Raw genomic sequence first — 25889 nt, forward strand, 5'->3', positions numbered from 1 at the left:
CCTGAATCAATCCCCTCATCAACATCAAAAACCATGACTTTACCTCTAGACCTAAACCCAGAAAAAATCCCTCAACACGTAGCCGTCATTATGGATGGTAACGGTAGATGGGCAACCAACCGAGGGCTACCCCGCATAGCCGGACATCGCCAAGGCGCAAGAACCCTTAAACAACTATTACGCTACTGCAAAGATTGGGGAATTAAAGCCCTCACCGCCTACGCCTTCTCAACCGAAAATTGGCAACGTCCCATTGAAGAAGTAGACTTTCTTATGCGCTTAATTGAAAGATTTCTGCGCCGGGAATTAGCGCAAATGCACCAAGAAGGAATCAAAATTTCCTTTATTGGTGATTTATCAGCCTTACCTCCATCTCTGCAAAAACAAATAGCTCATTCAATGACAGAGACATTCAATAATCAAGCAATTCATTTTACCCTTGCTGTCAATTACGGTAGCCGCAACGAAATTACTAGAGCCTGTCGTCAAGTAGCAGAACTCGTGGAACAAGGCAAAATCAATGCAGCAGCAGTTAATGAAACCTTGATAGAACAACACCTCTATACAGTTGATACTCCCACCCCCGATTTACTGATTCGGACTAGTGGAGAGATGCGGTTGAGTAATTTTCTGTTGTGGCAAATGGCATATACAGAGATGTACTTTGCTGATATTCTTTGGCCTGATTTTGACACAGAAGCATTTCATCAGGCGTTGTTGAGTTACCAACAGCGCGATCGCCGTTTCGGTAAAGTGAAGGCTGTTTTTTCCGCCTAACACACAAGTGCGATCGCTGCCTTTACTTTATTCCTATATGTATTATCGCCATACCCTACGGAAAGCCGCTTACGCGTCTACATCCTCGTTAATCGGTGTTTTTTATCTAAAACTAAAGCACTAAATTAGCTGAAACAGTCCACTCATCGGTTGATTTTAAATTAAAAAAGATTAACAATTTTCTCCTGGCTGTTCACAAGCACCAATACTCACCCAACTGCTAGAACCATTTTGCCAATGTTCTTTTTTCCATATTGGTGCGTTGTGTTTCAGAGTATCAATAGCATAGCGACACGCTTCAAACGCCTCACCCCGATGGGGACAACCAATAGCAACTAAAACGCTGATTTCTCCAACTTGTAACCGTCCAATGCGGTGATGAATTACAACTCGATTAATCTCAGGCCAAAACGTGCGAATCTCAGCAGCAATTTGATAAAACACCTGCATAGCCATTGGTTCGTAGGCTTGATATTCTAAAGCAACCACAGGTTGTCCATCAGTATTATTGCGTACCATACCACTCATCACCACCACAGCACCATTAGCCGACGCATCAGCTTTAGCATAAATTTCCTCTAAAGATAATGGAGCAAAGGTAATCGCAAAACTATCTTCGATTCTCGGCTTGACTGGTGCAGTAAATGTATTGGTCATAGCGAAGTTAATAATAATTCGTACAAGTAAGCATAGCTACTACTTAAGTATATTGCTCTGGAGCAAAATGCTACCTCTTCCCTATATTGATAAATTTTGGGACATAACAATCTGGTAGCTCTTATTTATCAAAACAACCTCAAAACATTGACTGAAATTCAAGATAATTGATGTAAATTTAATTTAAAATCAAATTTATTTTGTCATCCTCCTTAAGGAGTATTACTATAATTAAAATGATAAGACATGCTTGGTCTGTTGTTTAGTTTTGCTTATAGTTCTGTTTGGACTTGAGAGCATTCACGACAAAATTTAACATCAATACTTTGACAATTTTTCTTCTTGATTAATATCTTTTGACACCAAGGTCATAATGAAACTTTTTTCACCTATTGAATCATGATGCCAGCGGCAATTATATAAATAATTTGGGTAAAATTTGATGGAAACTTTAATATGTAACTACGAAGTAGCAAGGTTAGAAGCTTTACAGCAGTATCAAATTCTAGATACTCCCCCAGAACAAGCATTTGATGATTTGGTATCATTAGCAGCACAGATTTGTGACACACCAATAGCCTTAATTAATTTTATTGATGTTAACCGTCAGTGGTTCAAAGCGAAAGTAGGGTTAGATATTCAGCAAATACCTGTCGGTATTGGCTTTTGTCGCTTTTGTCTAGAGAAAAAAGATATTGTAGTGATTCCTGACACTCTATTAGATGAAGATTTTGCTCAAGAAGTAGTTGTCACATCCCCACCTTATGTGAGATTTTACGCTGGTGTGCCTTTATTTGCGCCAAGAGGAGAAGTCATTGGGACTTTGTGTGTAATAGATAACGTACCACGAGAAATTAGTCCCAAACAGGTAGAATCACTACAAGCTATTAGTCGCTTGATAGTTAGACAATTAGATATTCGCCGCAATTTGGGGGAACTTTCTCAGATAAAAACTGAGTACCAGCAAGCACAAGTAGCACTGCAAGAAAGTCAATCTACCCTGCACAGTTTCTTTGATAGTGCGCCGATGATGATGGGTGTTGTGGAATTAGGCGAAAATAATATCTTTCATGTTTCTGATAATTTGAGTGCAGCGCAGTTTTTTGGACTTACCCCCAAGATAATGCAAAATCGCTGCGAACAGAAAATTGGCGTAGCACATTCTTATTTGCAACGGTGGCGACATTACTTTGACCAAGCGGAACAAACCCAATTACCTGTGAGGTTTGAAGATGTTTACGATACTCCGCAAGGAAGAAAATGTTTGTCAGCCACTATCTCTGTAATTGTCGGCAGTTCCTCTGGGCGATCGCAATTTGCATATATAGTAGAGGACATTAGCGATCGCCAGCAAGCAGAAACACAATTACGCTGGAAAGAAACACTGTTACACTCCATGAATAGTGTCTCGCCACTGGCATTTTATGTTGTCGATAAATATACCGATAACATCTTATATTTTAACGATCGCTTCTGTGAAATTTGGGGCATTGTCCACCTCAAAGAACTGATGGAACATCAACAATTGTTACACCAAGATATTCTTGCCGAAGTCTGCAAATCAATTGTTGATCTGCCGCGATTCATGAATTCTTGCCAAGTATTGCAACAAACAGATAACTGTTGTGTTACTGAAGATGAAATAGCCTTGACTGATGGGCGAACTATTCGGCGATTATCTACACAAATTTGCCAGCAAAATAATCAATATTGCGTCCGTTTATATATTTTTGAAGATATCACAGTTCAGAAACAAACAGAACAAAAATTTCGGGAACAAGCCGCATTATTAGATGTGGCAACAGATGCCATTATTTTACGAGATTTATCAGATAAAATTTTACTTTGGAATCAAAGTGCTACCAATCTTTACGGGTGGACAACAACAGAAGCATTGGGTAAAAATGCCAATCAATTATTAAATCACAACTGTTTACCACAATATTCAGAAATTCGTAATCTAGTTTTAGAACATGGGCATTGGCAAGGAGAACTGCAAAAAAATAACCGTTCTGGAAAACAATTAATTGTTGAAAGTCGCTGGACATTGGTACGCGATGAACATAATCAAGCAAAATCAATTTTAGTCGTAGACACTGACATTACCCAGCGCAAACAATTAGAAAATCAATTTTTACGTACCCAACGAATGGAGAGTATTGGTACTCTCGCCAGTGGTATTGCTCACGATTTAAATAATGTTTTATCGCCAATTTTAATGGCTGTACAGCTATTAAAAAATAAAAACACAGAGCAAAATCAGCCGCAGATATTATCAATTATTGAAACTAATGTCAAACGTGGGGCAAATTTAGTTAAACAAGTGCTTTCTTTTGTGCGAGGAACCGAAGGCGATCGCACCATAATTCAAGTTAAGCATTTGATCATGGATATCCAGCAAATTATTCAACAAACATTTCCCAAATCCATAGAATTTATTGCAGAAATTCAACCAGATTTATCAACAGTTTGTGGTGATAGCACCCAGCTACATCAAGTTTTGCTGAACTTATGTGTTAATGCCCGTGATGCTATGCCCACAGGCGGAAATTTGAGTATTTCCGCCGAAAATATTTGGCTTGATGCAGATTATGTACAAATACATCTTGATGCTCAAGTTGGTGCATACATTGTCTTAACAGTGAGTGATAGTGGAATTGGCATTAATAGTACTTTATTAGATAGAATATTTGAACCATTTTTTACCACAAAAGAATTTGGTAAAGGTACAGGGCTGGGTTTATCAACAGTCATGGGTATTATTAAAGGACATGGTGGTTTTATTACTGTGTCCAGTTGTATGGGTCAAGGCACAACCTTTAAAGTTTACTTACCAGCAGTGCATACAGAAGATGTAACTGAGATATGGGCAGAAGCAGAAATATCCAAAGGTCAAGGAGAATTGATTTTAGTTGTGGATGACGAGACCGCAATTCAGTCAATTACCGCCTCCGCCTTAGCCAACCATAACTACCAAACAATTTGCGCGAGTGACGGTATGGAAGCGATCGCAGTTTATACTCAGCATCAAAATAAAATTAGTGCGGCAATTATCGATATGATGATGCCTAACATGGATGGAGCCACAACCATTCACCAATTAACAACAATTAATCCTCAAATTCCTATCATAGCCGTCAGTGGACTAGCTACCAGTGAGCAAGTTCCGACTGGTCAAATCGTCTTTTTACCTAAACCCTACAGTACCCCAGAATTACTGGCATTTCTGCATAAAATTTTGCATTCACAGTGATAAATCAGTAAACACCATAGGGGAGATCAAAAAATTGATGACCAATGACTAATCACCATGACTAATCAAAATTCGGCACTGATTCTGATTGTCGATGACGACGATATAACGCGAATTCACTTGCGTCAACTTATGGAACATGCAGGATATCGAGTCGTAGAAGCTAGTAATGGTTCCGAAGCTATTAGTACCTACACAGATTTACATCCAGATATGGTTCTATTAGATGCCATTATGCCAATCATGGATGGATTTACTTGTTGCGCTCAATTGCAAACATTCCCTGATATTCAAGACACACCGATATTAATGATTACAGCAGCTTATGAGCCAGCCGCTGTAGAACGAGCTTTTGCTGTAGGTGCAACCGACTACATTACTAAACCAATTCAATGGGTAGTACTATCCCACAGAATCCGCCATCTTTTGGCAGCATCTCGCGCCATCAAGCAATTACGGCAGCAAAACCAACAGGCGCAACTTCGAGAAGCCCAAATTAGAATTGCCCTAGAAGCCGCCCGTATGGGTACTTGGGACTGGGATATCAGCACCAATCAAGTTACTTGGTCAGATAACAAAGAAATGCTATTTGGCTTAAAGCCGGGTAGTTTTGATGATCAGTATGAAACTTTTTTGAACTGTATTCACCCCCAAGACCGCCATTTTGTCAATATCTCGATCATGCAAGCTGTGCAAACAGACACAGAGTATGATGTGGAATTTCGCATTGTTTTACCTGACCTGAGTATTCGCTGGTTAGTTAGCAAAGGTGTAGTTTTTCGGAATGCGGCTGGGGCAGCAGTGCGAATGTCTGGGATAGTGATAGATATTACTAAGCGTAAACAGGCAGAAGCCGAACTGCGGCAAAGTGAAGAGCGATTTCAAATTATTAGCCATGCAACTAACGATGTGATCTGGGACTGGGATTTGCTCACTAATCAAGTTTGGTGGAATCAAGGTGTACAAACACTGTTTGGTTATTCATTGTCTCAATTGAATGCTGATTTAAGCTGGTGGTACGAACGCATACATCCAGAAGATCAAAAAAGAATCGAGACTGATATGTGGGATGCGATGAATCGCGGTCAACAATTCTGGTCGAATGAATACCGCTTTCGTTGTTATGACAATTCTTATGCCGACATTTTAGATCGAGCTTATATCATCTATGACCAGACAGGCAGCCCTGTACGGATGATTGGTGCAATGATGGACATCACAGAACGCAAGCGGGTACAGGCGCAACTACAATGGCAAAACTTGCGATCGCAATTATTTGCTGATATCACCTTAAAAATTCGTCAGTCTCTACAAATTGACGAAATTTTGCAAACCAGCGTCACGGAGGTACAAAAATTACTCCATACAGACCGCGTGTTAATTTTACAACTGCGCTCAAATGGTAAAGTTATCATCCTGAAGGAAGCTGTAGTTTCTGGTTTAGCAACAGCAGCAGACCTGGAAATAATTAACCACAGAACTTTTGACCCAATGTGTCTGGCAAAATATGCTCAGGGAACGATTAAGATTAGTAACGTCGACCAAGAGCAAGCTAACATCTCAATAACTTATCTCCAATTACTGCAACAATGGGGTGTCAAAGCCAAGCTTTCTGTGCCAATTTTTCTGCAAAATCAGATCTGGGGCTTGCTGGTAGCCCATCAGTGCGTCCATCCCCGTCAGTGGAATAACTGGGAAATTGAACTTTTACAACAACTCGCAGATCAAATCGGTATTGCATTAGCCCAAAGCCAAATTTTAGAAACAGAAACTCGTCAACGCCAAGAACTGATCCGTTCTAACGAAGAACTGCAACAATTTGCCTTTATCGCCTCTCACGATTTACAAGAACCACTACGGAAAATTAAAACCTTTAGTGAACGGCTGATTAGTATCTTTGGCGACGCTTTACCCGCACCTGCATCCGATTATCTAGAGCGAATGCAGAATGCCGTTTTGAGAATGCAGACTTTAATCGAAGATTTATTAACACTCTCACGGGTGACAACCAGAGCGCAACCTTCTATATCTGTGAATTTAGCGCAAATTACCCAAGAGGTCTTGTCTGATTTAGAAGTGTTAATCCAGCAAACAGGCGCGACCATAGAAGTTAGAGATTTACCCACAATTCCTGCTGATCCTCTACAAATGCGCCAATTAATGCAAAATCTGATTGGCAACGCCTTAAAATTTCATCGTCCACAAATGCCACCCATTGTTAAAATCTATAGTCAATATTTCCACAATCAATCAGATCAAGTTGTGGGCTGGGAACTTTGTCAAATTATCATTGAAGATAATGGGATTGGATTTGAACAAAAATATAGCGATCGCATCTTTCAGATTTTTCAAAGGTTACATGGTCGTCGAGAATACGAAGGTACAGGCATTGGTTTAACTATCTGCCGCAAAATTGTCGAACGGCATTTTGGCAAAATCACTGCTGAAAGTAAACCAGGACAAGGGACAAAATTTTTTGTAACTTTGCCGATGAATTCCCCTACAGAATTTTTATTCCTAGAGAGGGATTACTAAAACTACTCAAAATAAGGTTTATTGGACAAATACAACCTTTAATTACCAGCAAATGACAAAAAAAGCCACAAAATTAAACTCTTGAAAGCTAGACATAAAAGCTATTTTACTGCTGAATTCTGCCGTATATCCCCAGCTAAATTCAAAATTGCGAATATGAGTTTTTTTTCCAACTTTAATTCATACTAATAACTAGATTGTAGAAGGAGAAATTACAGAGTGAAGGGTCGGCAACCAACCGTGACTATCTTAATGGCTGATGATGATGATGATGACAGTATGTTAATCCGTGAGGCGATTATCATTAGTAAATTGCCAATTGATTTACATGCGGTGAGTAATGGTGAAGAATTGATGGATTATCTCTGTCATCGTGGTCAATACGCTGATACCAGTCTGGCACCACGCCCAGGCTTAATTTTACTAGACTTAAATATGCCCAAAAAAAATGGTATTGAGGTACTTAAAGAAATCAAAACTGACCCCGAACTCCGACCGATTCCTATTATCGTCCTCACGACATCCACGGCAGAAGAAAATATTGATCACACTTACAGCTTGGGTGCTAATTCTTACATAGTCAAACCGATGACATTTTCTGCCTTAGTCGAACTTATGAAAACATTAGGGAAATACTGGTTTGAAACTGTGGAATTACCACTAGCAGTAGCTGGAGGAAAAAATGAACAAAAACCCAATCAGAGTTCTGCTAATTGATGATGACGAAGATGATTATATTTTGACTCGTGATTGGTTCGGTGAATTTCAAGCAGATGGCTGTGAGTTGTCATGGGTGGATAATTATGCAGATGCAAAGCAAGCGATCGCTGCAAATCAACATGATATATATCTTGTAGACTATCGTTTAGGCATCCACAATGGACTGGAACTTTTACGCGAAGCCGTTGTCAATGGTTGTGTTGCACCAATAATTTTGCTCACAGGTCAAGGTGATAGAGAAATTGACATTGAAGCGATGAAAGCCGGCGCAGCCGATTATTTAGAAAAAAGCCAATTAACAGCACCTTTATTAGAACGTTCCCTTCGTTACGCCATCGAACGCAAACAAACAGAACAAAAAATCCGCGAACAAGCCGCATTACTAGATGTCGCTACCGATGCAATTTTTGTCCGCGATTTAGATGACCAAATTTTATTTTGGAACAAAGCCGCAGAAACTTTATATGAGTGGCGCAAAGACCAAGTAATTGGTAAAAAAACATCATCACTATGGCAAGAAAAAACCTTAGCTCGCTTGCAAGAAGCATTACGGTTATTGATGAAAAACGGCTCTTGGCAAGGAGAATTACACCAAACAACAACATCCAATAAAAAAATTATTGTCGAAAGTCGTTGGACATTAGTGCGCGATTTTGCACATCAACCCCAAGCAATTTTAGTAGTAAATACTGATATTACTCAAAAACAACAACTAGAAGCACAATTTTTGAGGGCGCAAAGATTAGAAAGTATTGGCACACTAGCCAGTGGTATCGCCCATGACCTCAATAATGTCTTAGCGCCAATTTTAATGACCGCCCAACTTTTAGAATCACAGTTACAAGATGAGCGTTCTCGTAGACTAATACCAATATTAACGGCTAACGCTAAACGTGGGGCAAATTTAGTCAAACAAGTACTGTCTTTTACTCGCGGTATTGAGGGAGAACGCACACTTTTGCAGTTCAAGCACTTAATTCTCGAAATTCAGCAAATTGTCAAAGAAACCTTTCCCAAAACCATAGAAATTACAACTCGACTACCGCAAAACCTCTGGGTGATATCTGGTGATGCAACTCAACTACATCAAGTGCTGATGAATTTGTGCGTTAATGCCCGTGATGCCATGCCTAATGGGGGAATGTTGAAAATTACTGCTGAAAATCTTCTGGTTGATGAAAATTATGCCAATATGCACATTGATGCTAAAGTTGGCCCGTATATTGTTATTTCTGTGATTGATACAGGTCTGGGTATTTCTACAGAAATATTAGATCGCATTTTTGAGCCATTTTTTACGACTAAAGAACTTGGGAAAGGTACGGGACTAGGACTTTCTACAGTCCTGGGAATTGTTAAAAACCACGCTGGTTTTATCAGTGTCTACAGTGAAGAAGGGCAAGGTAGTCAATTTAAAATATATTTACCCGCACAGCAAGTCACAGAAACCCTGGAAGAACTAGAACCTGTATTTCCTGGCGGTAACGGAGAACTAATTTTGATTGTCGATGATGAACCTGCTATTCGGGATATTACCAAAACATCTCTCGAAAGCTACAACTACAAAGCCATCACAGCCAGCGACGGCATTGAGGCCATTGCTTTGTACGCCGAACATCGAGATGAAATTTCTCTAGTATTAACAGATATGGTCATGCCATCTATGGATGGTCTTACTACTATCCGCACATTGCAAAAAATTAACCCAGATGTCAAAATTATTGCCATTAGTGGGCTGGCTTCTAGTGATAAGGTGAATGCCGCTTATGATATTGGGATTAAAGCTTTTTTGTCTAAACCTTACACAGCTAATCAGTTGTTAGAAGCAATTAGCTTGATTAAAAATCATAACTAAGAGTCAATAGTCAATAGTCATTTGTTCGTTGATTAATCTCCAATTAACTCCACTGCATCTCGTCCATCCAAATCTTGTAAATAAACTTTGACCACTTCTTCTTTAGCTGTGGGTAATTGCTTACCAACAAAGTCTGCTTGAATTGGCAGTTCTCGATGACCCCGGTCTACCAACACCGCTAAACGAATGATTTCTGGTCTACCATACTCAGTCACAGCGTTTAAAGCTGCGCGAATTGTTCTCCCTTTGAAAATTACATCATCAACTAGGACAACGGTTTTTCCGGTCAGGTCAAAAGGGATATCGGTTTTAGCAGGAGTCCGCAAGCCAATTTTGTCAAGGTCATCTCGATAAAAAGTAATATCTAAGGCTCCTACAGGCACGGTGACACCTTCTAGTATCTCAATTTGACGTGCCAATGATTCTGCTATGGGTACTCCTCTAGTATAAATACCCATAAGTACCAGTTGCGATAAATCACGCGTTCGTTCGACAATTTGCGAGGCTAGGCGGGTTAAGGTACGCCGCAAGTCTTCTGATGAGAGAATTTCAACTACTTTTGCACACATAAGGTATGGTCAAAGGTCAATAGTCAATAGTCAAAGGTCAACTTGAACTATAGACTATTGACCATTGACTTATTATTTCTATCATGACCTGTTTGGGAGACAGAATAATATAGCGATCGCTATTCCTAGCCACAATAAAAAACTATAGCGAGTTAATTGCAATGCCTGATGAATTGTTGTCGGTGTAATGGGGTAAATGGCATCTCCTAGGAATGGTTTTTCTTTAGCTACACCCCGATACCAATTTATCCCTCCCATCTGCACACCCAAAATCGCTGCATAAGCACACTCACTCCAACCAGAGTTGGGACTGGGGTCTAAAATGGCATCTCTGCGACATATCCGCCACACAAACAATGGTTTACCAGATAACAATGCCAAGGTAATTACAGTTAAGCGACAAGGTAGCCAAGTTAAATAATCTTCTAACCGCGCACAAAACCAACCTAAATAAGTGTATGGCGCTTCCTTATAACCCACCATTGAATCTAAGGTGCTGCTGGCTTTATATGCCAAAGCTAGAGGAACTGCACCTAAGTTTGGTATACAAGCACCAACAATGGCATAAAAAAGCGGAGCCATCACTGCATCTGTAGCATTTTCGGTGACAGTTTCTAAAACAGCACGCAAAATTTCTGCTTCTGACAAATTTTGCGTATCTCGACCAACATAATTACTTAAAGTCTGACGCGCTACTGATAAATTGCCGGCAATTAAGGGTTGTAAAACATCGGTTGCGGCTGTTCGCAAACTTCGTAACGCAAAACAGCTGGCGAGGATAATACTTTCTATAACTATTGCCAATATTGGATGTAACCATCCAGCAATTTGAACTGTTAACCAACCTATACAGCCACTACCAATGATTAAAATTATTCCCAGCCAAATTCCGGCAATTCTTTGTGTTATGGAATTTTGACATATCCGCAACCAAAATTTTGTGAGGCGAGAAATTATCCATCCCATCACTTGTACTGGATGAGGCCAACCCCAAGGATCACCTATTAAGAAATCTAAAATTGCGGCGATAATTAATGTCATACAATTTTGGATTTTGGATTTTAGATGTTGGATTGGATAAGGGTTGATTGGTGAGTTTGACCATTGACTAAACCACAAAACTCGCTTCTTCTCCTAACGATGCTTGCCAACTGCGGGCATCATAATAGAGATCTGCTAAGGTAATACTGTATAAAGCTTCTTTAAGTTTTTGATTGAGTCTTTGCCAGAGAGTGTATGTTACCCAATCTTCAGCCTGGATTGGTGTTGGGTGGCGGTCGGGAATATGGGTAATGGTTTCACCGACGGCTTCTAATATTTGTCCAATGGAGATTTCTCTTGGTTCTCTTGCTAGTTGATAGCCGCCAATGCTACCACGCACTGATTTAACTAACCCTGAACGACGCATTTCTATGAGCAATTTTTCTAAGTAAGGTGCAGGAATATCTTGGCGTTGAGCGATCGCTCTGACAGATACAGGCCCGTAATCTGGCTGTAAGCTTAAATCTAGCAATGCCTTGACACTGTAATGTCCTTTGGTAGTTAGTTTCATTATTTTTTAGTCAAGAGTCCATAGTCAAAAGTCTATAGTTCATCAATAAATAGTCCAAAACCTAGATTTTTGCATCTCCAGTGCGTAGTCGAAACTGCATATTCTCGAAGTAGAGAGTTAAAAATCCGTAGTTCTTAATCTCCATATTCATCGGGCTAATTTGAGATTTGAGATTTGGGATTTGGGATTGCATCTTCGGTACAAGACCCGTCGCCAGGCGACTTAACAAGTTTAAGAATGTCAATTTTAAATACCCAAGTTACATACACTTGTAGATACAGTCAATCTAAAATTGCAAATCTCAAATCCAAAATTGTTTGGCTGTTGACTAATGACTAAAGATCAGGGTTGCTTATCATTTTATGTTCCCAGAAGCAAGCTGACTGAGTAGATAAACTTTTATGCGTTAGTTTAAAAAACTTAAACAAGTATAGTTTAGCAGTTTTCATTCACTATATATAGTGATCGGCATTGTTGATATCTAAACTATAGATTGTCTTGACATTATTGATAATTGTGCAACAATTCTGGCTAGGATTGTAATATACTTGGCTTGGTTGATATAAAAACTAAAAGATTTTGTTTCTATCAACTCAACCTCAGCTAAAATAAAATCGATTCAACTACTTCAACCATTCATTTTCCATCTAAGTTGATGCCTAAACAGAAAAAAATTGAACCTCTGGTCGGGGAAGAACTGCTCAAAAAAGTCAAAGAGCTAGAGAACCTTAGCAAAGAAGAAAAAGCCAAGCAGTGCGGCTACTATACCGTGACCAAAAATGGTATAGAGCGCGTCAATATGATGAAATTTTTAAATGCCCTCATTGATGCTGAAGGCATTCAGTTAGACAGTGCGCCCAATGCAAATGGACGTGGTGGGCGCAGTGCCAGCTATCGTATTAGCGTACAATCCAATGGTAACTTACTGATTGGTTCAGCTTATACAAAACAGATGAATCTCAAACCTGGTGATGAGTTTCTGATCACTTTAGGGAAGAAGCATATTCGCCTGCGTCAAGTAGATCCAGAAGACAAAGAAGGTATTGAGGAAATAGAAGCCTCAGCATAGTAAATAGTCTAAAGTCAAGAGTCAAGAGTCAAGAGTCAAAAGTTGCAGTCGAAATAATGACTATTGACTATTGACCATTGACCAATAACTATTGACCATTGACCGTTGACTTTTGACTAAAAATATATTGCTGGAGTGTTTTGCGGGTGAAGGCCAAATTGCATGTTAAGGCAATTTGCTCTTTTTCTAATAAACCTAGAATTCGTTCATGGTTGTCTCTAGCTACCACAGGTAACTGATGCAAACCACGTAAAGCCATGCGATCTAAAGCTTCAGATAAAGGTTCATCCCGCCAAGCATAAAGAATTTCAGTGGTGCAGATATCCATGATAGTTTGATTGGATAATTCACTCAAAATTTCTGTTGCAGAATTTTGGTAATTTTTCCAGCGGGCAAGAGAGCGATTAATATCTTCTAAAGAAATAATCCCGACTAATTGCTCGGCTTCATTAATTACTAAAGCACTGCGTGTGCGATCGCGGGTCATTTCCATCGCAGCTTCTAACAATCCTAAAGTTGCAGGCAATTTTTTGGGGCAGGAAAGCACAGCATCTTCTACCAAAATTTCCTGCACAATTTCTGCTTGCTCATCTTTCAAATCAGCCAAACCAAATTGTTGAAGTTTCGAGTTAGAGTTAATATTTGGTTTAATTTGATCAATTAACCACACACTTAAACCCACCGCTGCCATTAAAGGTAAAACAATGCGGTAATCACGAGTTAGTTCAAACAGCATTAAAATCGCCGTTAATGGCGCTCGCACACTAGCCGCCAGTACAGCAGCCATCCCCACCATTGCATAGGCTGGTGGTGCAGCCATATATGCGTCAATTCCCGGAGCGATGAGACACAAAATTTTGGCATAAGCCGAGCCAAAAGAAGCACCCAAAAACATCGCTGGGGCAAATAAACCGCCCACAAAACCACTCCCCGCACTAATAGCCGTCATAAATAACTTGACTACCAGCAAGGACAGCAATAGATTAAGGGAAAACTCCACATCCTGAAGCATGGCTTGGACAGTACCATAACCGATACCTAAAATCTGCGGGAATTGCAAAGCTACCAGCCCTAAAATTACACCACCAATAATTGGATGAATTGACTTGGGAATACTTTTGAAAAACCCAAAGCCAGGAACCGAGCCAGCAAAGCAAGCTTTAGCTAACCGAATTAATTCTGTATAACTCAGAGAAATCAGACTGGCTCCCAAACCCAAGCCGAGATATAAAGGTAATTCTAGCGGGCTACGGACTTGGTATACAGGTAAAGCAAAGGCTGGTTGCGCTCCCAAGCCAATTTGGGCAATTAATGCAGCCACAACGGCGGCTAGTAGGACTACACTCACCGCTGAAGTGGCAAAAGATGTTGCCCCCATAACTACTTCTAAAGCAAAAAATACCCCAGCGATCGGTGCATTAAATCCAGCAGCTAATCCGGCAGCTGCACCAGCGCTTAAAAGTAATCTTTGGCGCTCTTGAGAGACTTGGAGAATGAGCGACAACAACATGCCAAAGTTAGCGCCAATTTCCACACTCGGCCCCTCCGGCCCCAAAGAAGCGCCACTTCCCAAAGAAACAGATGCAGCAATCATCTTGGTGACAGGCCGTAAAGGTCGCTTGATTGCTGTTCCTTGGGAGGCTGCAATTAAAGATGACAAACTAGGGCCAAAATCTTGAGTGCGCCAGCGCATTAACCCGACAATTAATCCGCCCATAATGGGAACACAGGCTAAAGTCCAGCCTCCCCAAGCACCAATCACACTCATCAGATCTTCTAGCATCAGATGGTGAATTAGCTCAATTAAATAGTGAAAAGTCACTACACCCATGCCAGTACCACCACCAATCAGTATGGCTAAAAACAGCACTACTGTTTCCGGTGTGGGTTGAAAACGGTTAATTAGATGTGTTAAGCGGTGAGAAGGTTTAGGAAATGCAGGTTGTTCCATTACCTTCCTTAAGTTGGTGGGAGGCAAGAGAGTCATTGAACGTTGGGGTAAATGTAAGAAAAAAACTTAAATCATTTATCTGTTACTTCTCATTGTGAGCCATTCTTGATCAACCAGACAAGTGAGTTAGATTTACTGGATTTATAAAGCTTTGATTAAAAAAATTTGTTGGGTGAAAATTTTCTGTGAGAACAAGTATATGAAAGAAAATTAATATTTAACGGTCGGCGATCGCTGGTATGGTACAAATTAGGAGTTTCGGAATTTTCTATAGATAAAATACAGTATCGATAAATTGAGTAGATGTACTATATGGGAGCAACCAACAGCAGTCATCTTCACTTAAATCTAGCTATACTCGTGTTGCGACCCTTGAGTTATTCCTGGTAGAACACTGGACGGATGATTGACTATGCCAATTTTAGATTTTAGATTGCTGATTTTAGATTTTTTTGGTTCACACTTCATCCCTAGTGGGCAGAACGAATCAAAAATCCAAAATTTAAAATCCTCTAGCCCTGTACTCTCATGGTTAGAGTCAATCTAAAACCCCAACATCCAAAATCCAAAATTGCTTGGCTAAGATGGTCATCCCCAACTAGCAAGCCTACTAAGCATTACTCAGAAATTCAATATAACTATTTTTATAGAGCGAGTAGATGGACTAGGCGGACAAGGTAAATGAATACACCCATCTTTGATAATCATTATGTTACTTGCCCAATTTGCCAAAGAAATGCTAGACCCAAACCAATCAAGACTTACATAGGTTTGTTTACCTGTCCGTATTGCCAGGAAAGATTAGTAGTCTGTCGTAGCGGTCATTATGTCCGTGATCCGTTTACTTTTAAGCAAATGATTCTGGCTTCGGCATTACGTCGCCAAAGCAGTCCTTTTGCCAGAATTATTCGGGATTTTTTACCGCTTAAACGCCCTTTAGTTGCCCTAGCACTTGGCGGTGCAGTTTTATTAAGTGCGATCGCCATAACTCAGCAACACACCAACCATGACGAGTCAGTGCTACCGAAAAACGAAAAACTCCAAGAAAGGAATCTGGATTAAGAATGTTGATTAGGTACTGGTTACAAGAACATTTGAGAGAGTGACAGCAACATTTTTGCTCATAGTCTAGTCCGAAATCATTCATGAACAACACGAAACCCGACTGTTTTGAGCAGCCGGGTATCTAGGTTTATCAATTTTCAAAAATCTATGTAGGGGTATAAGTTCCGTTTTTCCGCAAGTTACGGACGTTAGCTTTTTAGGGAGCCATTGCTTACCAACCTAGGCATTACCTACTACTCTCGTTCAAAAATCAAATATGATTCGTATATAGTTATTGACTTCACCCATCATATCTATTCGGGTCTTTTTTCTCCTTTTTTTTCTGAGGATCTTTTTTTTGTTTTTTGACTTCTCTATTACCTTTTTTTTCTTTTGACATAATGAATTTCCTATGTAGTGTTAGCTCAAGTAACAGTTAAAACCATTAACTACTGAAGACTAGCGATGAGGTAGTCAAAGTAACCACTGACTTCTTGAGAATCTTCTGCTGACATCATTGAGATAGTGGCATTCTTCATTCCGCGAATACCTTCCACCACCCCTTCAATTGGAGTACCCAAAGACCGATACATTTCACGAGCGCCTATCACCCCAATCTCTTGGATAGGTGTGCTATCACCAGCGACGATACTGTAAGTGATCAAACGCAGGTAATAATCCATATCACGCAAGCAAGTAGCAGTCATTTCCTGACCGTAAGCATTCCCACCAGGTGAAACAATATCTGGACGCTTTTGAAACAGCTGATTTCCCGCTTGCTTAACTATGCGATCGCGATTTTCTGTTAAACTTTGAACCAACCGCAGACGGCGTTCACCACTCTTGACAAAGCTTTTAATCGGCTCTAGTTCTCCGGGGTTAAGATAGCGAGCGTCTGCATCTGCATTAAGAATTGATTTGACGATCAGGCTCATTATTAACGACTCCTTAAAAATGAAATTATGTTCGTGACAATTACTAGTCAGCCTAGAAATAGCTACTAGTTAAAAGTTTTATTTCTTTTGCATCAAAACTTAGAACTTAGGAATTGCCAGCAAAAAAGTAATTATTTGGTGCTAATGAAAGTCCATCCAAGCAGTTACCAAAATTCAGAGTAACTGATACATCACCAAGGACTTTTCAAACAACCTCTTAACAAAGCTTGTGTTCGCTGCTTTTAAACTTACTCAATATTGATTGGCATTACCTAGATATATGTTGGTTGCTCAAATTTCGGTTTGTCAGTTTTTAATCTAAAAAACTGATGTCTGAAAATTAGCTGTAATTATTTTGAATTTCTGAAAGACTCCAACTTTTTATGACTTCTATGGTCTCAAAACTTGGTTGTAATCCTCGTAATGTGATTTTTACTTGTTATTACTAATATATGTAGGTTATTTTTAACCTTACCTGTTTAGTATAGCAGTTATATTTTACTTTTTTTCCAGATTAGATTTTTTGGCATTAATTAAGGAGAAAAGTAAAATATAAATTGGATTTTTTTGTATAAAATACATTCAGTAATCATGCAGCTTTCAATTTAATTTATGAGATAAATCTGTAGCAAGAAATACTATTTTTGAGAAAGTAGGCTATAGTGATGAATAGATTCCACAAACTAGGTAAAAACCTTGGCTGACATAATTGATACTGCCGTTAAGGCTGGTTCTTTCAATACCCTAGTTGCTGCAATCAAAGCTGCTAATCTGGTAGATACTCTCAAAGGTGCTGGGCCATTTACTGTTTTTGCACCTACTGATGAAGCATTTGCTAAACTGCCAGAAGGCACAGTAGATAAATTACTTCAAGACATTCCAAAACTTACGAAAATTCTGACTTACCATGTCGTTTCCGGCAAGGTGCTTTCGGGTGAAGTGGTTAAACTAAAGTCAGCTACTACAATTGAAGGCTCTGATGTGAAAATTGATGCTTCTCATGGTGTCAAAGTAAATGATGCAACTGTTGCCACAGCAGATGTTGCTGCTGATAATGGTGTGATTCACATTATTGATACTGTATTGATTCCTGCCTAAGTAAATGCTTAGATAGTAATGATGAATATGTGGGGCAGTGACTATTTATTTATGGTTACTGCCCCACATAGTTTTAGGTGTATTTTAGGCAAAATTTTTATACAACATCATATTTTCAATTGCATATTAGAGACTATGAAGCAGCAGAGAATTAAAATTATCCATCCCCAAAAGTAATTTTTTATCGCCTTATAACCGAGGAGTTTCTTTTGTAACTAATTTCCAACCTTCGGCTTGATCAATGACCTTCATGGATTTTAGCTGGAGGTTGCGAAGCGCATCTGCATTGAGTAAAAAGTATGGTTTGCTGTCGTAGTGCCAATAATATTGCAGTTCGCCCACATTAGCGGGAATAATAGTGCGATCGCTATAAAAATCTAAGGAAGAACGATGCTGGGGAAAAGATGTATAAATCTTTTTTACAGCGGGATTAACACGGGATATCATCGTCGCTACAGGTTTGACTGGATAAGCTTCGGATAATTCCCAAGCCCAATAATTAGATTTCACTAATAAAAATAGCGAAATATAACTTCCCCAAAATAAAATCTTCAAAAACTGGTTGTCACCGCGTTCTGCTAAAATCGCTGCCAAAATCATGGTGATACCAACTGCGGCAAAAATTAGTTGTAAATCAGTTTTTGGCGGTATACCCCAACTGAAATACATACTACTAGCAGAAGCAATCACAGCAAGAACAGATAAACCACCTACCCAACTACGGGGATAAGATGACAGTAAAGGTAAGTTTGCTGTCTCGGCTAACAGCGCCCCAAAAGCTAAAGCTAAACCTGGGTAAATGGGGAATATATACCAAGGTAGCTTGGCATCTATTAGGGAAATACTTAACAAGTAAACTCCACACCATACCTGAATTAATTTAGCCCAACTCAGGTTACGATTTTCCCAGATGTAACTTACAGTTTGTGGTAAAAACAGTAACCAAGGCCATGTCCACTTCAAAAGCTCAAGAATGTAATACCAGGGTGCTTGAGAACTTTTGATGACAAATGTCTCAACTTGGTTGCGAGATTGATTCTGTAAGCCAACTTCCACAAAAGCATAACCATAATGCCAGAGTTGGGCGGCATACCAACCCACAGCAGGCAAAATCCCGATGCAGATACCTGTCCAGAAATAATAACTGGTAAGCAATCTGGGGGTATCCCAAAACAAAAATATCACGGCGATCGCACCGAGAAAAATGCCTAAAAAACCTTGAGTTAGGCAAATCAAGCCGAAACTTACACCTACTCCCAAGCAATAACGCAAATCACGCCGCGATCGCAATACGCACAGCATCATTACTAGCAAAAAACAGGCTACCACCCCATCTATCATTGCTAATCTGCCATAACGCACCACAGGCAGCATCGTCAAATAAATTAAAGCACTATAAATCGCCGCCCAACGTTGGCGAAATATTTCTCGACCAATGCAGTAAAGCAAAGGTATAGACAGCGCTGTTAACATTGCGCTGGGTAAACGTGTTGTCCACTCATTTACACCAACAACAGAGTAAACCCCAGCAATTAACCAATGGGTCAGCGGTGGTTTGTTATAGTAAGGTTCGCCACCTAAAGTAGGATAAAGCCAACGCATGGAACCTGCGGGCGCACTCCAAATTTCGCGGGAAACTTGGGCGACAGTCCCTTCATCCCAATCTCGCAGCGGTAAGCCTCCCAAATTGATGCTAAACAGTAGCACCGCCGCCACCAGCAATACCAATATCCAGGCTCGATCAATCCATTTTTCCAGCGCACGATGCTGCTTTTCTCGATGACCCCAAATAAAGCTTCCTTGTTGCATATTCTACGATCATCATTTTACTTGCTAGTTTGACTGCATAGAGAGCAAAGTGCATCTCTAAATGTTGCACCCTATTACAACATTTGTCTTGACAATTACTAGATTCCCAGGTTAACTCAATTTTCTCTGATTAGCGATAATTTTTTTTGAGCAAGCATACAATTTTTTTCACTTTATTTAACACTCATTGGTTGATAAAAATGATACAACTGTTACCAAACAGGTGTGCAAATTACTCGTTAGGAAACATCAATGAATCTACCTTTTATACTAGATATAACAATTGGATTAATATTTATTTACTTAATATTAAGTTTATTAGCTTCAGAAATACAGGAACTAATTACAACAATCTTGCAATGGCGGGCTGTTCACTTAAAAAAATCCATCGAAATTCTCATAGCAGGCGATGTCAGTAAATCAGACGATGATAATGTACTTCAATTAGTCAACGACTTATATAATCATCCCTTACTGCAAAGCGTCAATCAAGAAGCAAAAGGATTTTTAACTGTATTACCTCGGAAGTTTATTTGGTTATTATCCTCTCTGCTAAATAAAATTACGCCCCCCGGAGAAAAAAGAACAAAAAGTATTTTTGGCTATATTAGAAATGGTAAAGAGGATGTGAGAAAGCAAAAGCACAGTGCGCCTTCTTATATACCTGCTGATACTTTTGCCACAACACTAATGGACACATTAGGATTGCCAAAATTAGTCCAAAAATTAACAGAATCAAGATTGATAAATTTTACACATCAGCAATTAGATGAAATTCAAACTATCTTATCAAGATTATCAGCAAAAATAGATAATACTGATGATCATATCCGACAGTTTTTAGAAAACACTCATAATGAGTTCAACAACACTGTAGAAGCTAGTTTTAAACTGATTATTGTCGATTTTCAGAAAGATAAAATAGATTTATTAACTAGTCTTAATCGCATGGCTAAGAGTTTTGATAAATATATCGGCTGTTTTGCAGCCGATATGCCCGATCATGAATTAATTAGTAATACTCTCCAGCGATTAAAAGTTTTAAGAACCGATATTTTTGATGATATTGAACAGACAATCTGTTTAAAAGGCTTGCGTCCGAATATTAACGAAGTTGTGCAATTAATTAGTGTTGGTAGTGACATTCAGCAAGAGTTTATCAATGAGTTTCAAGATAAAGATAGCGAAGCATACCAGACATTTCAATACATCAGCCAAAGATTAGAACAGTTCAGTCAAAAACTACCGCCGTCTGTTGTGGGTAACATGGCGACATTAGCAAGACGCGCTCAACTCAAAGCCAAGTCAACGGAGGACGGCGTTAATATATTACGTCGAGAAATTGAGCAAACCTTCAATAACTCAATGGAACGAGCCTCTGGTGTTTACAAGCGTAATGCTAAAGGTGTGGCGCTGTTAATTGGTTTTGCGATCGCAATTCTCGCCAATGCAGATACATTTCATATAGTCAGTAGATTATCGAAAGACACAGCTATCCGCACAGCCATTGTGAATAATGCAGGACAAATTGTAGAAGTTAATACATCGCAAGATTTACAATCACTCAAAAAAGCCACTGACGAAGTTTTGACAGATATCTCTCTACCAATTGGCTGGAACCCAGTTAACCTAGATCAACAACTGCCAAAAGCAACTGATAGCGGCAAATCTAGCATATCTTCGATCACAAACTACTTAACAATGGTTGCTGGTTGGTTCATCAGTGGAATTGCGATTTCGATGGGTGCGCCTTTTTGGTTCGACTTACTGAGTAAGGTTGTCAATGTACGTAATTCCGGTAAAAAACCCCCAGTGACTACTTCTAAACCGACTACTGAAGGAGAAAACACCTATTAGCACAGAATTGAAAAACATCAAACTTTAGAGCATCGATTCACTAATCAAAAACCTAACCCCCCACCCTCTTTCTTAGTAGGTAGGGTGGTTTCATACAACCAGAGAAAAAAATAAACCTAGCTTTCCAAACCTCTCCCACCGTGGGGGAGAGGTTTGGAGAGGGGTTAAAATCTCGGCTACACAACGAAAAATAAAAACGTATAGATTTGTCTTTTTTCGTATGAAACCACCCTGAGAGGGGTTGAGGAAGAGGTTATTCCAGGATTACTAAATTGGTGTTCTAGCAGTCAGATTTGATTTTTTCAAAAATCTGGGGCAACCGGCTGTACCCTGCGGGAACGCTAAGAGCGAACGCCCAGCCCATTTCTTTGGGAAACTATAGTGCAGAAAGTATTTAAAAAACATAAATTCCACTAATTTTAGTGAGAATTGGACAGATATAATACCAAAAATTTTGGTAATTTTAGTCTAGCCGAAGTAAATCTGGTCTTTTCGCTACATATAGTCATACTAGGCTAGACGTTTGATCATGTTTATAGGTAAAATACGGTAAACCAGTCGGCTTACAGTTCTTTGTTTAAAGCACTGTAAAAAATCTGTTCTTCATCTTCAACAAGGATTATCACTTACCACCAAGTGCTAGGCAAGGTACTTGGCGGTAGTTTCTCCTGCGCTGCTGTAGACAGATATGACTTGACTAGCAAACCGCATTTTTGGAAGGAGTATGGATTATTTATTACTGCCAGTATTAAGCTTCTTGGTGGGCATCATTGTGGGTTTAACAGGAATTGGTGGAGCCTCTCTCATTACCCCAATGTTGATATTTATTTTTCAGGTTCCACCATCAATTGCTGTCAGTTCCGACGTTGTAGCCGCCACCTTAATGAAGGTAGTTGGTAGCGTCAAGCATTGGCAACAACAAACTTTAGACACTGAAGTCGTCAAGTGGCTGGCATTAGGTAGCGTTCCTGGTTCGCTATTTGGTGTAGGGATACTACACTACATCAAGCACACTGGAGAGCAGAACCTAGATAGGATTTTGCTGCACTTATTAGGAGTGACAATTTTATTAATTACCGTACTGGCGCTGGTACAACTTTTACTCTTAACGTTCTTTCCTAAGCTCACTTTGCCAGAACTGCCAAAGCTAGACTTAAACACCAATGTAGGGCGTTTTTTAACAATGCTATTAGGGGCAATTTTAGGCTGTTTGGTAGGGCTGACGAGCGTCTCTTCTGGTTCTATGTTTGCCTTGGTACTAATAGGCTTTTTCCGTCTCGATGCACGTAAGTTAGTCGGTACAGATATTACACAAGCAGCAATTTTATTGTTTTTTACCTCCCTCGGACACCTTAGCTTAGGTACAGTTAATTGGAACTTAGTATTACCAATATGGTTAGGCTCTGTTCCTGGAGTATTATTAGGTGCAAAAATCTGCCAAATTACTCCTCAACGCCCACTGCGATTTATTATTTATGCAATATTGATGATGGTGAGTTGGAAGTTAGTTTATCAAGCTTAGTGAATGTAACCGAGACAATCACTATTAACTATTCACCCAAGGTAATAGGCTAAATGTACCTCTTTCGTACATAATGAATAAACCTAAGCCAATTAAAATAAAAGGTACAATAATTTTACCGTAGCGACTCAAGAAATAAGCAATGGTAGTATGTTGGCTTAACCAGTAAGCAACAGTACACCAAACTCCTACCATTAAAAAGAATACAGTTAAAATTACTCCCAAGCTGGCAACATTTTGACCAGCAAATAAGGGAATATAAATACTAATATTATCTCCACCATTGGCAATTGTTACCGCTGCAACTTTATAAGTTTGGGGATGCAGAATACTCAAAATTAAAGATAATACAGAATTAACTGGTGAATGCTGTTTAAACTCAGTGTTTACTGCTTGAATTTCGATAGCTTCTTGTTCTCGATTGAGCAATTGCATTAAACCGATCGCTATTGGTAATATGCCCAATAATCCTATCCATTCTCGTTGTACAACCAAACCACCAAAAAATCCTGGTAAGCTGGCAATGATAATAGCTAAAAACCCCAGATACTGACCAATTATGATATGCCGCCGTCGAAAATTAACATCTACCTGAGAGAAGAGAAGTAGCAAAATCATGATGTCATCGATATTGGTAGCTGTGAAGGCGATTATCCCTTCAATAAAAGATGTACCTAGATTACTCATGCTGAATTTTTCGTCAAAAGTAAATGAATGAGTTAATTACTGCAATTAGCACAGGTGTAGTTGCATTTATCGCCACTAATATTGATGATATTGTGATTTTGCTACTATTGTTTTCGCAAACTAATGCTAATTTTCGACCGGAACATATTTTTGTGGGGCAGTATTTAGGTTTTATTGTACTGATAATTTTGAGTTTATCTGGTTTATTTGGCGGTTTTGTTATAGGGGCAAATTGGACGGGTTTATTGGGATTAATTCCTATTGCTATCGGTATTAGCAGTTTGATTAATCCTGAAGATGAATTACCAGAAGAGTTTGTAGGGGAAAATCTTCTATCTTCAGATGAGTATATTCCTAGTTTTATTGCACCCCAGAGTTATACTGTAGCGGCAGTAACTATTGCTAACGGTAGTGATAATATTAGTGTGTATATACCTTTGTTTGCTAGTAGTCAATTAGCGAGTTTTTGGGTAATTATTGGAGTATTTTTTCTATTATTGGGAGTTTTATGTTACACAGCATATAAATTAACTCATCAAAAAGCGATCGCAGAAATTTTAACTCGCTATATTAATCATCTCATCCCTTTTATTTTAATGGGTTTAGGTATTTTTATTGTCTTAAATACTGGTGCTTTAAGTTTAATCAAATTAGCAGCAAGTTGTTGTTGCTTAATAGTTTTGCTAAGAAAAGACGAAGCAAAGTGAGACTTGACTTTATACCTAATACAATGAAACGAAAAATCAAGGGTTTAGAGCAGAATACAGGTGTATAAGTATGGTAAACCAGTACGCTCTAAACCCTGAAAACTATTATCAATAACTAACTTTGGTGCGTAAGTTCTAAACTTGTGATTAATCGGGAATTGGACAAAATTAAATTCATTGTTAGAGATATGGAACGAAGAAAAGTGTGTTTCATGAATTCTGTTGAATTATCGAGGGTAATTGTTTTAGATTTAGCCATTCCATACAGTTTTTAAATTGATCTAAAGATATTAAATCAGGCATGAAACTTGATTCCCCTATTCACTCTCATCTAATTGTTGAAATAGCGGGGTGCTGAGGTAACGTTCACCGAAGCTAGGCTGTACCATCACAATCAAACGCCCTGCATTTTCTGGTCGTTTGGCGATTTCAATTGCAGCATATAAAGCAGCGCCAGCAGAAATTCCTGAGAGTAATCCTTCTTCTTTGGCTAAACGTCGGCTATAAGCCATTGCTTGTTCATCGGTTACTTGAATAACTTCATCTACTAGTTCTAGGCGGAAAATTGCTGGGATAAATCCTGGGCCGATACCTTGAATTTTGTGTGGCCCTGGTTTTCCGCCAATGAGTACAGGACTGTTGCTTGGTTCAACGGCGATCGCCTGAAAAGTTGGCTTGCGCTTTTTAATTACTTCTGCAACTCCGGTAATTGTCCCACCAGTACCAACTCCCGCCACTAAGATATCTACTTTTCCGTCGGTATCAGCCCAAATTTCTGCGGCTGTGGTTTCGGCGTGGATTTTGGGGTTAGCAGGGTTGCGGAATTGTTGCAACATATAAGCATCGGGGGTTTTGGCGACAATTTCTTCCGCCAGAGCAATCGCGCCGCGCATTCCTTCTACACCAGGAGTTAACTCCAGTTGTGCGCCATAGGCTTTTAACATTGCCCGTCTTTCTTGGCTCATAGTGTCGGGCATCGTTAGAATAAGATGGTAGCCTTTAGCAGCCGCCACCATTGCCAACGCAATTCCTGTGTTACCAGAGGTAGGCTCAACTAAAGTAGTTTTTCCAGGATAAATTAAGCCTGCTTCCTCCGCTGCTGTCACCATACTGATGCCAATTCGGTCTTTTACAGAAGCAGACGGATTCATACTTTCTAGCTTCACGAGAATCTCTGCAACCGCACCAGCAGCTTGGGGAATCTTATTTAATCGGACTAAAGGTGTTCGTCCAATCAACTCCGTAATATCTTGCGCTATTCGCATAGGGACACTCCTTTTGTTAAAGACATT

General features: G+C 39.4%; 20 protein-coding genes. 11 read left to right on the forward strand and 9 right to left on the reverse strand.

Features of this window, described 5'->3' with window-relative positions; all coding sequences use genetic code 11:
• Positions 1 to 9 precede the first annotated feature (9 nt).
• Positions 10 to 777, forward strand: coding sequence for an isoprenyl transferase (locus NCWK1_RS07290; protein ID WP_281259099.1), 768 nt, complete (start codon positions 10 to 12; stop codon positions 775 to 777).
• Positions 778 to 948: 171 nt separating this feature from the next.
• Here NCWK1_RS07290 and NCWK1_RS07295 read toward each other — a convergent pair whose 3' ends face one another.
• Positions 949 to 1434 (reverse strand): molybdenum cofactor biosynthesis protein MoaE, encoded by a 486-nt coding sequence (locus tag NCWK1_RS07295; RefSeq protein WP_096575935.1) that lies wholly within the window; start codon positions 1432 to 1434, stop codon positions 949 to 951.
• A gap of 442 nt (positions 1435 to 1876) precedes the next feature.
• Between NCWK1_RS07295 and NCWK1_RS07300 the strand changes: the two genes are divergently transcribed.
• The 4 genes from NCWK1_RS07300 (at position 1877) to NCWK1_RS07315 (ending at position 9797) form a co-directional block, all read left to right on the forward strand.
• Positions 1877 to 4687: a hybrid sensor histidine kinase/response regulator gene (locus NCWK1_RS07300; RefSeq protein WP_103124252.1), complete on the forward strand. Its 2811-nt coding sequence runs from the start codon at positions 1877 to 1879 to the stop codon at positions 4685 to 4687.
• A 57-nt stretch (positions 4688 to 4744) separates the two neighbouring features.
• Positions 4745 to 7222, forward strand: a complete 2478-nt coding sequence (locus NCWK1_RS07305) for a PAS domain-containing protein (RefSeq protein WP_103124253.1) — start codon at positions 4745 to 4747, stop codon at positions 7220 to 7222.
• 219 nt (positions 7223 to 7441) lie between these two features.
• Positions 7442 to 7939: a response regulator gene (locus tag NCWK1_RS07310; RefSeq protein ID WP_103124254.1), complete on the forward strand. Its 498-nt coding sequence runs from the start codon at positions 7442 to 7444 to the stop codon at positions 7937 to 7939.
• Entirely contained in the window at positions 7905 to 9797 is a 1893-nt protein-coding gene (locus NCWK1_RS07315; protein ID WP_103124255.1) for a hybrid sensor histidine kinase/response regulator, read from the forward strand. Before NCWK1_RS07310 ends, NCWK1_RS07315 begins: the two co-directional genes overlap by 35 nt.
• Positions 9798 to 9829: 32 nt before the next feature.
• Here the strand turns inward: NCWK1_RS07315 and pyrR are convergent, their stop codons facing one another.
• From pyrR to NCWK1_RS07330, 3 genes are all read right to left on the reverse strand, one after another.
• Complete coding sequence (gene pyrR / locus NCWK1_RS07320; protein ID WP_103124256.1) at positions 9830 to 10366, reverse strand: bifunctional pyr operon transcriptional regulator/uracil phosphoribosyltransferase PyrR; 537 nt, start codon at positions 10364 to 10366, stop codon at positions 9830 to 9832.
• Positions 10367 to 10447: 81 nt separating this feature from the next.
• On the reverse strand, positions 10448 to 11407 hold the full coding sequence (gene cbiB / locus NCWK1_RS07325) for an adenosylcobinamide-phosphate synthase CbiB (protein WP_103124257.1): 960 nt from the start codon (positions 11405 to 11407) through the stop codon (positions 10448 to 10450).
• A 67-nt stretch (positions 11408 to 11474) separates the two neighbouring features.
• Complete coding sequence (locus NCWK1_RS07330) at positions 11475 to 11918, reverse strand: Rrf2 family transcriptional regulator (RefSeq protein ID WP_096575921.1); 444 nt, start codon at positions 11916 to 11918, stop codon at positions 11475 to 11477.
• A 655-nt stretch (positions 11919 to 12573) separates the two neighbouring features.
• On the opposite strand from NCWK1_RS07330, the gene NCWK1_RS07335 reads away from it, so the two are divergent.
• The gene (locus NCWK1_RS07335) at positions 12574 to 12987 is read left to right on the forward strand and encodes an AbrB family transcriptional regulator (protein WP_096575919.1); all 414 of its coding nucleotides are present in this window, start codon (positions 12574 to 12576) and stop codon (positions 12985 to 12987) included.
• Between the two features lie 88 nt (positions 12988 to 13075).
• On the opposite strand, the gene NCWK1_RS07340 is transcribed toward NCWK1_RS07335, so the two are convergent.
• Complete coding sequence (locus NCWK1_RS07340) at positions 13076 to 14974, reverse strand: chloride channel protein (RefSeq protein ID WP_103124258.1); 1899 nt, start codon at positions 14972 to 14974, stop codon at positions 13076 to 13078.
• A gap of 645 nt (positions 14975 to 15619) precedes the next feature.
• Here NCWK1_RS07340 and NCWK1_RS07345 point away from each other — a divergent pair.
• Positions 15620 to 16000 (forward strand): hypothetical protein, encoded by a 381-nt coding sequence (locus tag NCWK1_RS07345; protein ID WP_096575915.1) that lies wholly within the window; start codon positions 15620 to 15622, stop codon positions 15998 to 16000.
• Between the two features lie 431 nt (positions 16001 to 16431).
• Here NCWK1_RS07345 and NCWK1_RS07350 read toward each other — a convergent pair whose 3' ends face one another.
• Complete coding sequence (locus tag NCWK1_RS07350) at positions 16432 to 16917, reverse strand: globin family protein (RefSeq protein WP_096575913.1); 486 nt, start codon at positions 16915 to 16917, stop codon at positions 16432 to 16434.
• Positions 16918 to 17613: 696 nt separating this feature from the next.
• Here NCWK1_RS07350 and NCWK1_RS07355 point away from each other — a divergent pair.
• Positions 17614 to 18015, forward strand: coding sequence for a fasciclin domain-containing protein (locus NCWK1_RS07355; protein WP_103124259.1), 402 nt, complete (start codon positions 17614 to 17616; stop codon positions 18013 to 18015).
• Between the two features lie 189 nt (positions 18016 to 18204).
• Here the strand turns inward: NCWK1_RS07355 and NCWK1_RS07360 are convergent, their stop codons facing one another.
• Positions 18205 to 19824 carry an ArnT family glycosyltransferase gene (locus tag NCWK1_RS07360; protein ID WP_103124260.1) on the reverse strand — a complete coding sequence of 540 codons (1620 nt, stop codon included), beginning with the start codon at positions 19822 to 19824 and terminating at the stop codon, positions 18205 to 18207.
• 252 nt (positions 19825 to 20076) lie between these two features.
• On the opposite strand from NCWK1_RS07360, the gene NCWK1_RS07365 reads away from it, so the two are divergent.
• Both NCWK1_RS07365 and NCWK1_RS07370 read left to right on the forward strand, forming a co-directional pair.
• Positions 20077 to 21681, forward strand: coding sequence for a hypothetical protein (locus tag NCWK1_RS07365; protein WP_103124261.1), 1605 nt, complete (start codon positions 20077 to 20079; stop codon positions 21679 to 21681).
• Between the two features lie 724 nt (positions 21682 to 22405).
• Positions 22406 to 23203, forward strand: coding sequence for a sulfite exporter TauE/SafE family protein (locus NCWK1_RS07370; RefSeq protein ID WP_103124262.1), 798 nt, complete (start codon positions 22406 to 22408; stop codon positions 23201 to 23203).
• Positions 23204 to 23227: 24 nt separating this feature from the next.
• Here the strand turns inward: NCWK1_RS07370 and NCWK1_RS07375 are convergent, their stop codons facing one another.
• Positions 23228 to 23890: a cadmium resistance transporter gene (locus tag NCWK1_RS07375; RefSeq protein ID WP_103124263.1), complete on the reverse strand. Its 663-nt coding sequence runs from the start codon at positions 23888 to 23890 to the stop codon at positions 23228 to 23230.
• Positions 23891 to 23913: 23 nt separating this feature from the next.
• Between NCWK1_RS07375 and NCWK1_RS07380 the strand changes: the two genes are divergently transcribed.
• Positions 23914 to 24597 carry a cadmium resistance transporter gene (locus tag NCWK1_RS07380; protein ID WP_103124264.1) on the forward strand — a complete coding sequence of 228 codons (684 nt, stop codon included), beginning with the start codon at positions 23914 to 23916 and terminating at the stop codon, positions 24595 to 24597.
• A 317-nt stretch (positions 24598 to 24914) separates the two neighbouring features.
• Here NCWK1_RS07380 and cysK read toward each other — a convergent pair whose 3' ends face one another.
• Entirely contained in the window at positions 24915 to 25862 is a 948-nt protein-coding gene (gene cysK, locus NCWK1_RS07385) for a cysteine synthase A (RefSeq protein WP_103124265.1), read from the reverse strand.
• Positions 25863 to 25889: the final 27 nt, after the last annotated feature.

This window comes from Nostoc cycadae WK-1 (assembly GCF_002897135.1).
GTDB lineage: Bacteria > Cyanobacteriota > Cyanobacteriia > Cyanobacteriales > Nostocaceae > Nostoc_B.

Coding starts and splice junctions, on each gene's coding strand:
- NCWK1_RS07295 (WP_096575935.1), bottom strand. CDS start 1,434: ATGACCAATACATTTACTGCACCAGTCAAGCCGAGAATCGAAGATAGT.
- NCWK1_RS07300 (WP_103124252.1), top strand. CDS start 1,877: ATGGAAACTTTAATATGTAACTACGAAGTAGCAAGGTTAGAAGCTTTA.
- NCWK1_RS07305 (WP_103124253.1), top strand. CDS start 4,745: ATGACTAATCAAAATTCGGCACTGATTCTGATTGTCGATGACGACGAT.
- NCWK1_RS07315 (WP_103124255.1), top strand. CDS start 7,905: ATGAACAAAAACCCAATCAGAGTTCTGCTAATTGATGATGACGAAGAT.
- pyrR (WP_103124256.1), bottom strand. CDS start 10,366: ATGTGTGCAAAAGTAGTTGAAATTCTCTCATCAGAAGACTTGCGGCGT.
- cbiB (WP_103124257.1), bottom strand. CDS start 11,407: ATGACATTAATTATCGCCGCAATTTTAGATTTCTTAATAGGTGATCCT.
- NCWK1_RS07330 (WP_096575921.1), bottom strand. CDS start 11,918: ATGAAACTAACTACCAAAGGACATTACAGTGTCAAGGCATTGCTAGAT.
- NCWK1_RS07335 (WP_096575919.1), top strand. CDS start 12,574: ATGCCTAAACAGAAAAAAATTGAACCTCTGGTCGGGGAAGAACTGCTC.
- NCWK1_RS07340 (WP_103124258.1), bottom strand. CDS start 14,974: ATGACTCTCTTGCCTCCCACCAACTTAAGGAAGGTAATGGAACAACCT.
- NCWK1_RS07345 (WP_096575915.1), top strand. CDS start 15,620: ATGAATACACCCATCTTTGATAATCATTATGTTACTTGCCCAATTTGC.
- NCWK1_RS07350 (WP_096575913.1), bottom strand. CDS start 16,917: ATGAGCCTGATCGTCAAATCAATTCTTAATGCAGATGCAGACGCTCGC.
- NCWK1_RS07360 (WP_103124260.1), bottom strand. CDS start 19,824: ATGCAACAAGGAAGCTTTATTTGGGGTCATCGAGAAAAGCAGCATCGT.
- NCWK1_RS07365 (WP_103124261.1), top strand. CDS start 20,077: ATGAATCTACCTTTTATACTAGATATAACAATTGGATTAATATTTATT.
- NCWK1_RS07370 (WP_103124262.1), top strand. CDS start 22,406: ATGGATTATTTATTACTGCCAGTATTAAGCTTCTTGGTGGGCATCATT.
- NCWK1_RS07375 (WP_103124263.1), bottom strand. CDS start 23,890: ATGAGTAATCTAGGTACATCTTTTATTGAAGGGATAATCGCCTTCACA.
- NCWK1_RS07380 (WP_103124264.1), top strand. CDS start 23,914: ATGAATGAGTTAATTACTGCAATTAGCACAGGTGTAGTTGCATTTATC.
- cysK (WP_103124265.1), bottom strand. CDS start 25,862: ATGCGAATAGCGCAAGATATTACGGAGTTGATTGGACGAACACCTTTA.